The organism is Acinetobacter sp. YH12226 (genome assembly GCF_013417805.1).
GTDB lineage: Bacteria > Pseudomonadota > Gammaproteobacteria > Pseudomonadales > Moraxellaceae > Acinetobacter.
In genome coordinates this window covers 1-12,102 of record NZ_VPDG01000032.1, presented here as the reverse complement: position 1 = coordinate 12,102, position 12,102 = coordinate 1, and the positions used below count along the sequence as shown (strand labels likewise).

Here is a 12,102-nt window from a genome sequence, read left to right as displayed (position 1 = left end):
CCAAGCAGACGTGCACAGAAAATAGCAATCAAAGAACGAAATCTAAATCCTGTGCTTGACTTGGAATTGTCCATATAGGACATTTCTATTTGGTTATTAGGTAGGACATTTCTACTTAGGAATAACATCATCATTTATCTACTTTCATAACCTAATAAACCTAATTTTTATAAGCAGATACTCGCTATACTTAAGTAAATTTAGGTATTACTAGAGATTCTTGCTTCATGACCCAGGTTCAACTTCAACAACTACAAAAACATCTTTGGAACATTGCAAACGACTTACGTGGAAAAATGGGAGCCGATGAGTTCCGTGACTACATTCTCGGCTTCATTTTCTACAAATACCTGTCAGAAAAAGCGATTTCTTTTGCCAATGAACTGTTGAAAGATGAAGGCCTTGCAGAAAAATACTATCAACTTGATGAAAATAACCCTGATCACGCTGAACTGATTGACGGCATCAAAGAAAACTCAGTTGAAGAAGTCGGTTATGCCCTAGCACCAAAACAACTGTTCCACACAATTGCTGAACGTGGTCGTCAGGGTGAGTTTATTCTTGATGAGCTTTCAAATACCTTGCGAGAAATCGAACGCAGTACTTTAGGTGCTGAATCTGAAGATGACTTTGCCAATCTATTTGAAGATCTTGACCTCAATTCAACCAAACTCGGCAACAATGCCAACGACCGTAATGAACTGGTCAGCAAAGTACTGACGCATTTAGACAATATTGATTTTGATCTGAGTAACTCAGAATCAGATGTATTGGGTGATGCCTACGAATATTTGATTGGTGAATTTGCCTCTGGTGCAGGTAAAAAAGCAGGTGAATTCTATACACCGCAAACCGTATCCACCTTGCTTGCAAAGATCGTGACTCAAGGCAAACAACGTCTGCGTTCAGTCTATGACCCGACATGTGGTTCAGGCTCATTACTTTTACGTGTAAAACGTGAAGTGCAAGATGTCGATATGATTTACGGTCAAGAGATGAACCGTACCACCTACAACCTGGCACGGATGAACATGATTCTGCATGATGTTCACTTTGCCAAATTCGATATCAAACAAGAAGATACCCTCACTCGCCCACAGCACATTGATCAACGTTTTGAAGCAGTGGTCGCTAACCCTCCATTCTCAGCTAAATGGTCAGCAGATCCAATCTTCTTGCAAGACGAGCGTTTTAGCCGTTTTGGTAAGCTTGCACCAAGTTCAAAAGCGGATATGGCTTTTGTTCAGCACATGCTTCATCAACTCGATCACAATGGCACGATGGCCGTTGTACTTCCGCATGGTGTGTTGTTCCGCGGTTCAAGTGAAGGCGTGATTCGTCAATACTTGATTGAGAAGATGAATGTCATTGATGCTGTGATTGGACTACCTGCCAACATCTTCTATGGCACATCTATTCCAACCTGTATTTTGGTGCTGAAGAAAAACCGTGAGCATACAGGCAATATTCTATTCATTGATGCCAGCAATGACTTCGACAAACAAAAAAACCAAAACAAGCTATTGCCTGAGCATCTCGATAAGATCATTGCAGCTTTTGAACAGCGTCAAGATATTGAGAAATATGCCAAGGTTGCTACGCTGCAAGAAGTCAAAGATAACGATTACAACCTCAATATTCCTCGCTATGTCGATACCTTTGAAGCTGAAGATGAAATCGATCTGAATGCCATTGCACAGCAACTCAAAAAACTTGAACAACAAAACCAAAATACCGACAAAGTGATTGCTGAATTCTGTAAAGAACTTGGCATCGATTCACCTTTTGCGGAGGTGAAGTAATGACTGCACCAAAGCTAAGATTTAAAGAGTTTGATAAGGATTGGAATACGGTTAATTTAAAGAATTGTATTGAATCCATAGATTCAGGATGGAGCCCCCAATGTGAGAGTTATCCTGCGAATTCTTCTCAGTGGGGAGTATTAAAAACTACATCAGTTGATTGGAGTGGTTTTCAAGAGAATGCCAATAAAAAGCTTCCAGACCACCTTGAGCCACGACCTGAAATTGAAGTTAAACCTTATGATATTTTAGTTACTCGAGCGGGTCCTACTGAACGCGTTGGCGTTGTATCAGTTGTACCAAATAACGTGAGAAAAAAGCTTTTAATTTCAGACAAATTGATTCGGATAAAAAGTGATAAAGATAATGATCCTAATTTTTTAGGTATTAGCCTTTCATCGTCCAAATGTCAGAATCAACTGCAATCAAAAACATCAGGTTTAGCTAAGTCACAGACCAATATTTCTCAGAAAATTTTATTAGATGTAACTTTGCAAACTCCATTCAAAGCAGAACAAACCAAAATAGCCACTTTCCTTTCAGCAGTGGATGAAAAGATTAGTCAGCTTTCCCAAAAACTCCACCTTCTGGGCCAATATAAACAAGGCATGATGCAAAAGCTGTTTAGTCAGCAGATTCGTTTTAAAGCGGATGATGATCGTGAGTTTATGGAGTGGGAAGAAAAGGAACTTAAAAATGTAGTAGAAATTAATCCTAAAGCTAAAAAATTACCTGAAAATTTTATTTATATTGATTTGGAAAGCGTTGAAAAAGGGCGACTATTACTTCAAAAAAATATTGCGCTACAGGATGCACCAAGTCGAGCACAAAGATTATTAGCTAAAGGCGATGTACTGTTTCAAATGGTTCGTCCTTATCAGCAGAATAATTATTACTTCAACTTAAGTGGTGAGTATGTTGCCTCAACAGGCTATGCTCAAATCCGTACAAAATTGGATTCTAAATTTATCTACTATGCTTTACATGAAAAGACGTTCTTAGATGAAGTTATGAATCGTTGTACAGGTACAAGTTACCCTGCGATTAATAGTTCAGATTTATCTTCAATAGAAATACTTATTCCTTGCCTCGAAGAACAAACAAAAATCGCTAATTTCTTATCTGCCATCGACCAAAAAATTGATGTTGTTTCAGAGCAGTTAGAACAAGCCAAGCTTTGGAAAAAAGGGCTTTTACAGCAAATGTTTGTTTAAATATCTATCAAGCAAATCCAACCATCTGATTGAAAGTTTTGAGGGTAAAACATCAGAGTATGTTTCAACTTTCAATCAGATGGATTTCACTTAGATCACCGTAATTGAATAAAAAATTAGAGAAAGAGATGTCTGTACAAAGCGAAGCTCAACTTGAAAATGAACTCATTGAACAGCTCAAAAACCTGGGCTATCACCAGGTTGATCTCAAAGATGAAAATCAGCTGCTGAGCAATCTAAAAATTCAAGTTGAACGTGCCAATGGCATCACTTCTTTTTCTGAACATGAATGGGCACAAGTCCTGAATCATCTCAAAGCAGGGAACAGCTTCAACTGTGCCAAGGTCCTGCGTAATCGCTTTCCTGTGAACTTTGATGATGGATCTACACGCCACATTGATTTTTTATTCGCAGATCCTACGAAAAACATCTACCAAGTGACCAATCAGATTGCCATTGATCACAGTACGAGTAACGGTCACACAAGTCGCTTTGATGTCACCTTGCTGATCAATGGCCTACCTTTAGTCCAAATCGAGCTAAAACGCGCAGGTGTCGAGCTTCCTGAAGCCTTTAACCAAACCCAACGCTATGCCAAAGCTGCTTATGGTAGCGGAGCAGGTCTGTTTAATTACATCCAACTGTTTGTGATCAGTAATCGTGACCACACCCATTACTATTCAACCGGCACCAGCAATTTCGAATTTACCTTCCCTTGGGCAGATTTTGACAACAAGCATATCCATAAAATCGAGACCTTTGCTGAAACCTTTTTAAACCATCAGCACATCACCCAAATGCTGACTGAATACATGGTGATCCTGGAAGTTGAAAAGCGTTTGATGGTGCTGCGCCCCTACCAAATCTATGCGGTGCAGCAGATTATTCAACGTGTGCAACATTCAGCGCAAAATGGCTATATCTGGCACACCACAGGCTCGGGTAAAACCCTCACCTCTTTCAAAGCCAGCCAACTCATCATGCGCTTGCCTGAAGTGGAAAAGGTCCTGTTCGTGGTGGATCGCAGCGACTTGGATACCCAAACGGTGCGTGAGTTCAATGCCTTCAAAAAAGACAGTGTCGATACCACCAAGAATACAGGCACCCTGGTCACTCAATTGGGCCAGAAACATGACAAACTGATTGTCACCACCTTACAAAAGCTCAATATTGCGATTAGTTCTGATCGTTATAGCGATCAGATTAGCTATCTCAAAGACAAAAAAGTGGTGATCATTTTTGATGAATGTCACCGTAGCCAATTTGGCGATACCCATCGCAATATCAAACGCTTCTTTAATCAGGCGCAAATGTTTGGTTTTACCGGAACGCCTATTTTTGAGAAAAATAGCCAACTGAAAATTGACTCAAAAGCAGTCACCACCAATGCCCTATTTGACGAATGCCTGCATAAATACGTGATTACGGATGCTATTCGTGATGGTAACGTCTTACCCTTCCAGATTGCCTATCTGGGCAAATACACCAGCAACGGCATCGAAAACAGCGACAGCTATGAAGAAGATGTAGAAGGAATTGATACCAAAGAGCTGTTTGATAACCCTGCCCGTCTCGAAATGATTACCCGATATATCCTGGATAATCACCATATCAAAACCAAAAATAAAACCTTCACAGCGATGTTCTGTGTCAGTTCCGTTGAAGTCCTGACCCAGTACTACGAATTGTTCAAAAAAGTACAGCAGGAAAAACAGCAGCAAGCCGAAGAACAAGGTGGGATTTATACGCCATTGACCATTGCAACGATTTTTTCCTTTGCAGCCAATGAAGAACTCAAGGTCGAAGATCACAGTGGTTTAATTGAAGAAGAGTCTGCGGATCTCCCGACCCGGATCAGCCAATCCAATCGAGATAAGCTCGATCAATACATTGCTGAATACAATGCCAAATTTGGCCAGAACTACAACTCAGGCGATGAGTTCTACGCTTATTATCGTGATATTGCCAATCGAGTCCGTAAAAAAGAAATCGATATTTTGCTCGTGGTAAATATGTTCCTGACCGGTTTTGACTCAAAACCACTCAACACCCTGTATGTCGACAAGAACCTTAAATATCATGGCCTCATTCAGGCCTTTTCACGCACCAACCGTATTCTGAACGCAGACAAACCGTTCGGTAATATCCTGTGCTTCCGTAACCTGAAACAAGCCACGGACCAAGCCCTCACCTTATTCTCAAACAAGGATGAAGCAGAAAAAATTGTCTTGATCCCAAGTTTCGACAGCATTAAAGAAAAATACAATGCTGCGGTTGCCCATTTACTCAGTATTGCCCCAGATCCTGATCAAGTCCCCCATACGCTAGAAACTGAAGAACAGCAATTGGAATACGTCAAAGCCTTCCGTGAGGTAATGCGGATCAATGCACAATTAGAAAACTTTGTAGAGTATGACCAGGACGATACCGATTTAAACAAAGCAGAATTCCAGAAACATACCTCACAGTACAAATATCTGTACAACAATGTCCGTGTGATCCAGCCTAAAGACAAAGTATCGGTCCTCAATGACGTCAATTTCCAACTGGAACTGATCCACCGCGATACCGTGAATGTCGGTTATATCCTGAATTTACTGCAATCGGTGGTCAATCATAAAGATCCTGAAAAGAAACAGCAGTATCGTTCCCAGGTGCAAGATATCATTTCGACCAATCACAACTTGTATGACAAACAAGAGCTGATTCAAAAGTTCCTGGATGAAAACATTCCACGCATGGCCAATGGTCAAAGTGTTGAAGAGGCCTTTGCTCAGTTTTGGGATGTGGAAAAAGAAAAGGCCTTGGACGAACTGTGTCAAAAAGAAGCCATCAAGCCTGAGGTATTTAAAACGGTGCTTAGTCAATATGAATACACTAAACGCCTACCTAGCCGTGAAGATGTCAAAGACTTACCGATTACTCGTCCTAAGATCTCAGAACGGAATACCATGATGAATACCCTGGTTCTCAAAACTCGGAACTTTATTGAAAAATTCTATCGAGGTTTATAAGTACCTCAAAATAAAAAATGCCTGAACTTCAGGCATTTTTTACATCATCACTCACAGCTTAAAACAATTAAAAAACGAGAGTTTTACTCTTTTGAATACGATTTAACTTTTTCAAAAATTGGATAAAAGTCTACACCCTCATCTTTCATGTTAGAAAGTAAATAAATCAAAACAGCGATATGAGTAGGCACTTTTCCGATCTTTTTATAGTTAGTTATGGAATTTGGGTTCATATCCAATAAAGTCGCAAATTCCTTAATTGAAAGACCTGCTTTTCCCATAAGTCTTTGAAATTCTTCGTACGGCATGGTGATAAATACAATTTATTTGGATTAGAAGTATAACACAGACAATAAAATTACAAAAAACACATAAAAAATGTGACAAACACATTTTTTATGTGTTATAAATAGCTTATCAACTAATCTATTTATCATCTCTATAGGAGAAACATACGATGTACTCATATCCTAATTCAAACACTGAAAAGAAAATTGCACTGATGATCATTAATGACTTTTTCATTCAAAAAGCACATGACCTCTGGATTTTTTTACAACTAGATCAGAGTTTTAACGATTATGAGGCCACGCTAATTTGGACTCGACGTTATTTAGAGGAACATCCAGAAGGTGAATACAGTGATGTTAAAAAAGCATTCCTGTCTTGTTTCCCAGAAAATTTCTTTAACTTTGACTATTAATTGATGAATCATCTTTCCTCTTTTGTAGCTTGCAATCAAAGTAACGCTATAAAAGAGGAAAAATTCAACCCATAAAAAACAGAACAATGAAAGTCTTAGATTCACTTTATAAAAATTATTACTGAGACAAATACACATAAAACATAAACCATTTTCATGAACTTTTAGCTTTTTTTTTACAACTAAAAAACTCTTCGTCATACCATCATCCTTAATGAATTTTGGTCCGTTCAGGAATCCGAAATGCAAAAAGCAAGCCTACCCGTATATACAAATCCTTCGGATTTCTATATCGGGGCTTGTCAGGAGGGTATCCCTCCTAAGACCTCCCGCCCATCGAAGATGGGCAAGCTCAACGCAGTTGAGCTAAAAGCAAAAGCCTTTCAATAGGGGAATCGGATGAGAACCAAAAAAAAGATTTTCAGGCTAACTGATCTACAACTAGAACAACTCGAAACCTACTTAAAACTAGAACAAGTGACATTCACGGACTTTATTCACGGCTTGATTCAGCGTGAAGTAATGAAGGATGCTGTGACTGTTCAACGCCCACATGACCAAGAACCGCCGATTAAGGTGCGAACTAAAACTGTGCTTGAGATCGTCAAGCGGTATCAGCATACCGACCCTGCGCTTCTGCTAGAGCTTTCTAGAATCGGCAATAATATCAACCAAATCGCTAGAGGTCTGAATGTTCTTAAAAATGCTGACCCTGCTGAACAGCGACAGGTTAATATTTTTGAGTGTCTTCAAGTTCTAAAGAGTATTCAGACCGACCTAGCTGAGCTATCCCCAGCCTTACCCAAAATCACCAAACAGCCACCTGATCGACTTCAGAAGCAATTATCTTCACTGGATTTAGTTGGGGAGAGCGAAAGTGCATATTAAGTTTTTAGACCATGGTAAAGGGGATGCTAGTTTTGCTTCAGCCTATGTACTAGACGAGTATGACCATAAAGGGAATTTACGTGCTGGCGTTGAAGTGCTAAGAGGTGATGCCCACACTTTTAACCATGCTTGTAGCGCAAACCCACATGAGTGGAAATACACCTCAGGGGTCATCGCCTGGTCCAAAGATGACAATCCAACTCCAGAGGAAATCCGCGAGGTTTTAGACAAGTTTGAAGACCATGCTTTTGCAGGTCTGCACAAGTCTCAGTATCACCTTTTTGCTGTACTGCATACTGATGATGATGGATCTAAACATATTCACGTTTTAGTGCCACGCATGGACTTAGTTAGTGGTAAGTCACTCAACATCGCACCACCGTTGCATCACCATCATTTCGATCCATTAAGAGACAAATTAAACCTTGAGAAAGGATGGTCACGTCCTGACGACATCTTGTTGGCCAAGTTCACACAAGAACCCAATCATGTAGCCAAAATCAACAGTCAGGCAGAAAAACTACTGCCTAATTTTGAGCATTTGAAAAAAAACCAACTCCGCCACGTAATCGACAACCACATCCGAAGTCTTCTAGGAACTGAAATCCAAGACCGCTCTGACATCATTCGGGTACTTAGGCAACTAGATGGAGTGAAGGAAGTAACCAATGGCAAACACGTAACAGTGGTACTTAACAATGATTCAAGACATCGGATGAAAGGGGCATTTTACGATGAAAACTTCGAACTTGGAGCTTATAGAGAGCGCATACAAAGAGCAGCAGAAAGTGAAACAAATGAAGCTGAGCTTAGAGCAGCTATCAGAGCAGCTGACGAACTTCTTGATCTTAGTCGAACAGAGCGAGCTACCTATAATCGCGAGCGTTACCCTATTGAACGGCTTACAGAGCAAAATCATAGCCATGGAATCGACCTTGAACAACCTGAACTTCCAAGCTCTGACAGAAGCAATAGCGAGCTATCTAGCGCAATTAGATGCAACTCAAAAGATAATCTCAAATACAGATTTATCGAAAATCCAAGAAGTTTCTGTTTCAGTTCAAGCGCTACAGGCCAAAATCGACCAAGCAATCAGCAGCATTTCAATAGATCAGAAGATGATTCAAGCCCAAGTCCTAGACCAAGTGAGGCAAGCGATCAAGGATTGTCAAAGCGAAATAATAGAAACGGAAATTCAGTCGTTGCTGGGGGCTCAGCAAGCCCAGCACCTGACTTGGGCGAGTACAGCGTTTGGAGTGCTGATGCTTTTAATCAGCTTGTTCACAAGTTATCTGTCCGTTACGAACTTAAAAACAATCAGCGCACAGAAAGAAATGATCCTGCAAAACTCGCAGTCAATACAAAGCCAAATCAATTAACTAAACACTTTACGGAGATAAACAATGAAGACAGAAATAGATCAGTACCTAGCGCAGCAAAACGAATTATTGAATCAACAAAACGAATTATTAGTGGAACAAAACGCATCATTGATGCAGGAAATCAGTTCGTTAAAGACCACCTTGAATTTATACAAGAAACTAGAGCAAGACTTGAACAACAAAATCAGCGACTTAGAGGAAGAGAACAGGGTAAGAAAGGATTTGATTTCTCAGATGAAATCGGAAATTTCACAGCTAGAACACGGAAATTTTTCAGCAGATTTTCAGCAGAAATTAATAGCCAATTTCAGCACTCAATATCAAAAGTTATGGATGAAGGTCTCAGAAGAGCAGGACTTAGTGAATATGCTAAAAAATATTGTGCAAACGGAGCTGAAAGAGGAAAAGACGCAGCTAAAGACAGCTCTCTTGAAGGTGTCGCAGATGCCTGTTCCGAAAGATTACAGCAAAGAAATTGGGGAGATGAGTACCTCGCTAAGCGACTTAAAGACAGGATTGGGGAATGTAACGACTTTGGTCAAGAACTTGACCGACTAGCAACAGAAATCAGGAAAATACGTCCAAAGCCAAAGCCTGCAACTGATTTTGAGACTCTACGTTATGACATTTATTACCGACAGTACACATCTTCGCATAAGGAATTTTCAGCACAGCAGGACTACGCTTATCAAAATGGTAGAAAACTTGATGTTATTCATATAATTAAGCGAAAGTCAGAAAAACTAAAAGATTACGTGAATCAGGCAAGAAATATGCTGTACCGAAGTGACTATGAGCTAATAGAAAAAATCATAAAAAATGATGAAAGAATGCTCAAATATTTGGAATGTGATGCGGTTTTAGAGTCTCAAAATGTGCATTTAAAAACCCAAAGATCTGATTACCGAGCAAGTTTAGATACCTTTGAAGAGATCAAAGCAACAATTGAAGCTGTCAAATCGTCAAAACCTAAAATCACGCCTCAAAGTAACGAGTTAGTTTCAGATCAAAGCTTAGACCTTGACCTCAAACCAAAGTCAAATCCGAAACAAGACTTTGACTTGAACTTTTAAAGTGTACTCAAACCTGATCTGACAGTTACCAATTTTTTATTGTACCTGTCAGGTTAAATTTGAGCTAAATTCTTATCAGAAGCACTCTAACATTTACTTTATATGCTTTCACATGTGGCAGGATTATTTCCCATAAATACATTTAATAATTGTTTATTATTTCTTAAAATATAAGCTACGCCTATAACTCTAAATCCATTTTGGAGATCAGGAAAAACTATAAACTCAGCCGCATCCGAGCCATAATAAGGCTTACTAAATTTGATATAAATATTTGTCTTTTTCTCTGTATTATGATCTCTAGTATATCCTGCATTATGATCTCTAGTATATGTAACTACCCCAGTGTAATTATCACCTAAAACGTCTTTGATCTTTGCAACTTTTGTTTGTTCATCCCAAGTAATTACTTGAATACCCACCAGACTAGACTCTTTGTTCGTTACACTACATATTGTTGATTTTGCATAGATTTGAATTGGTAGGAAAGTTAATAAGCATATTGCTATCTTGTGTGAAATTTTCATCAATCTGCCAGGTAGTAGTACTTATAATTTATTTTACAGATAAACTAGTTATAAGCCATTCATAATTAGTGGGATATTTTGAAAAATCTCAGCTTTTGGCTTATATAGTAGGTGGAAGTGTTAAACAACATCTCTCCCAACCCTGATATATTTTTTATGTTATTGATTTTAATGGCTAAAGTGTTTATTCATAAGGGTTTTACAATGGTATGCACACTATAAAAAACAATCTTTGAACAATGTAATACAACTGTTAGGCTTTGTTGCATAAACATTTTGCAAGGTACTGATTTTTAAAGGTTTGTGCAAATTTCAACCTGAGAATAAATTTAATAAAATCATATTCTTAGGTATTTATGCAACAAAGCCCAGGTCAAGCAGAAGTTACTACCGCTGGAAATCTATCAGCTAAGTTCCTTATCCATGCTGTTCCACCAAGATGGCTAAATGGAGAGAAAGGTGAATGCCAATTGCTTTGTGATACTTATACCAATGCCTTAAAGAAAGCCGAAGAGATTAAAGCTAAGACTGTTTCATTCCCTAACATAGCTACAGGAGTGTACTCATTTCCTAAGCAAGTAGCAGCAGAAATTGCTATAGGAACAGTCCTTTCTCAATTATCCTCTTATAATGAAATTCAACAGATATTCTTTGTATGCCATGAAGTAGTAAATTATGAAATATATAAGAAAATGTTAGGGCGGATAGAAGATCCTAAAATTGAAATTTTTATTTAATAATTTTTATATCAGGTTTTAAATCATATGAAAAAAATATGGCACTGTTGCAAATAGAGATTTGAGTCGATGATGTTTCCTTTAAAAAGTACTTAGAGACCGAAAACCCTGTTGATTAGACACACTTCACCCTGAGGCTGACCATAATAAAATGACGATGCTTGTCCTTTACGTAGTGCACGCATGACTTCAATACCTTTAATTGTGGCATAAGCCGTCTTCATAGATTTGAATCCTAATGTGGCCCTGATGATCCGCTTTAGCTTGCCATGATCACATTCAATCACGTTATTTTTATACTTAATCTGCCTGTGCTCAAGGTCTGGTGGACATTTACCTTCCCGTTTTAACCGTGATAAAGCACGTCCATATGTGGGTGCTTTATCCGTGTTGATCACTTGTGGAATTTGCCACTTCTTCACATTATTTAAAATTTTTCCAAGAAAACAATATGCTGATTTGGTATTACGTCTAGAAGAAAGATAAAAATCAATGGTATCGCCACGTTGATCGACTGCACGATACAGATAAGACCATCGTCCATTCACTTTTACATAGGTTTCATCAATATGCCACGAGCTCAGATCTGTAGGATTACGCCAATACCAGCGTAAACGTTTTTCTATTTCAGGAGCATAACGTTGAACCCAACGGTAAATAGTCGTGTGATCAACATTCACACCCCGTTCGGCCAGCATTTCCTGCAGTTCACGATAGCTAATGCCATATTTACAATACCAGCGCACAGCCCAAAGAATGATT

8 protein-coding genes and 3 pseudogenes are annotated in these 12,102 nt (G+C 38.9%); 8 read left to right on the top strand and 3 right to left on the bottom strand.

What is annotated here, in order from left to right; all coding sequences use genetic code 11:
• Window positions 1-227: 227 nt before the first annotated feature.
• The 4 genes and pseudogenes from FTV08_RS15355 (at window position 228) to FTV08_RS15345 (ending at window position 6,030) form a co-directional block, all read left to right on the top strand.
• A complete protein-coding gene (locus FTV08_RS15355; protein ID WP_180087628.1) occupies window positions 228-1,802 on the top strand; it encodes a type I restriction-modification system subunit M in 1,575 nt (524 codons plus the stop codon).
• A pseudogene (locus FTV08_RS16415) lies at window positions 1,802-2,308 on the top strand (restriction endonuclease subunit S); the annotation flags it as partial. The gene FTV08_RS15355 and the pseudogene FTV08_RS16415, both read left to right, overlap by 1 nt.
• Window positions 2,303-3,016: pseudogene (locus FTV08_RS16410) on the top strand (restriction endonuclease subunit S); the annotation flags it as partial. The pseudogenes FTV08_RS16415 and FTV08_RS16410, both read left to right, overlap by 6 nt.
• A 128-nt stretch (window positions 3,017-3,144) precedes the next feature.
• Window positions 3,145-6,030 (top strand): type I restriction endonuclease subunit R, encoded by a 2,886-nt coding sequence (locus FTV08_RS15345; protein ID WP_180087626.1) that lies wholly within the window; start codon window positions 3,145-3,147, stop codon window positions 6,028-6,030.
• 83 nt (window positions 6,031-6,113) lie between these two features.
• Here the strand turns inward: FTV08_RS15345 and FTV08_RS15340 are convergent, their stop codons facing one another.
• Window positions 6,114-6,338: a helix-turn-helix transcriptional regulator gene (locus FTV08_RS15340; protein ID WP_180087625.1), complete on the bottom strand. Its 225-nt coding sequence runs from the start codon at window positions 6,336-6,338 to the stop codon at window positions 6,114-6,116.
• Window positions 6,339-6,487: 149 nt separating this feature from the next.
• Here FTV08_RS15340 and FTV08_RS15335 point away from each other — a divergent pair, with 149 nt between their 5' ends.
• The 3 genes from FTV08_RS15335 (at window position 6,488) to FTV08_RS15325 (ending at window position 10,076) form a co-directional block, all read left to right on the top strand.
• The gene (locus FTV08_RS15335) at window positions 6,488-6,733 is read left to right on the top strand and encodes a hypothetical protein (protein WP_180087624.1); all 246 of its coding nucleotides are present in this window, start codon (window positions 6,488-6,490) and stop codon (window positions 6,731-6,733) included.
• A gap of 399 nt (window positions 6,734-7,132) precedes the next feature.
• Window positions 7,133-7,621 (top strand): plasmid mobilization relaxosome protein MobC, encoded by a 489-nt coding sequence (gene mobC / locus FTV08_RS15330; RefSeq protein ID WP_180087623.1) that lies wholly within the window; start codon window positions 7,133-7,135, stop codon window positions 7,619-7,621.
• On the top strand, window positions 7,611-10,076 hold the full coding sequence (locus tag FTV08_RS15325; RefSeq protein WP_180087622.1) for a relaxase/mobilization nuclease domain-containing protein: 2,466 nt from the start codon (window positions 7,611-7,613) through the stop codon (window positions 10,074-10,076). Before mobC ends, FTV08_RS15325 begins: the two co-directional genes overlap by 11 nt.
• 98 nt (window positions 10,077-10,174) lie before the next feature.
• On the opposite strand, the gene FTV08_RS15320 is transcribed toward FTV08_RS15325, so the two are convergent.
• Complete coding sequence (locus FTV08_RS15320) at window positions 10,175-10,603, bottom strand: hypothetical protein (protein ID WP_180087621.1); 429 nt, start codon at window positions 10,601-10,603, stop codon at window positions 10,175-10,177.
• Window positions 10,604-10,974: 371 nt separating this feature from the next.
• Between FTV08_RS15320 and FTV08_RS15315 the strand changes: the two are divergent.
• Window positions 10,975-11,340: pseudogene (locus FTV08_RS15315) on the top strand (macro domain-containing protein); the annotation flags it as partial.
• A gap of 92 nt (window positions 11,341-11,432) precedes the next feature.
• Here FTV08_RS15315 and FTV08_RS15310 read toward each other — a convergent pair.
• A complete protein-coding gene (locus FTV08_RS15310; RefSeq protein ID WP_228136337.1) occupies window positions 11,433-12,101 on the bottom strand; it encodes an IS6 family transposase in 669 nt (222 codons plus the stop codon).
• Window position 12,102: the final 1 nt, after the last annotated feature.

Bases quoted from the DNA above. Each gene is read 5' to 3' on its own strand.
- FTV08_RS15340 (WP_180087625.1), bottom strand. From the start codon at position 6,338: ATGCCGTACGAAGAATTTCAAAGACTTATGGGAAAAGCAGGTCTTTCA.
- FTV08_RS15335 (WP_180087624.1), top strand. From the start codon at position 6,488: ATGTACTCATATCCTAATTCAAACACTGAAAAGAAAATTGCACTGATG.
- mobC (WP_180087623.1), top strand. From the start codon at position 7,133: ATGAGAACCAAAAAAAAGATTTTCAGGCTAACTGATCTACAACTAGAA.
- FTV08_RS15355 (WP_180087628.1), top strand. From the start codon at position 228: ATGACCCAGGTTCAACTTCAACAACTACAAAAACATCTTTGGAACATT.
- FTV08_RS15345 (WP_180087626.1), top strand. From the start codon at position 3,145: ATGTCTGTACAAAGCGAAGCTCAACTTGAAAATGAACTCATTGAACAG.
- FTV08_RS15320 (WP_180087621.1), bottom strand. From the start codon at position 10,603: ATGAAAATTTCACACAAGATAGCAATATGCTTATTAACTTTCCTACCA.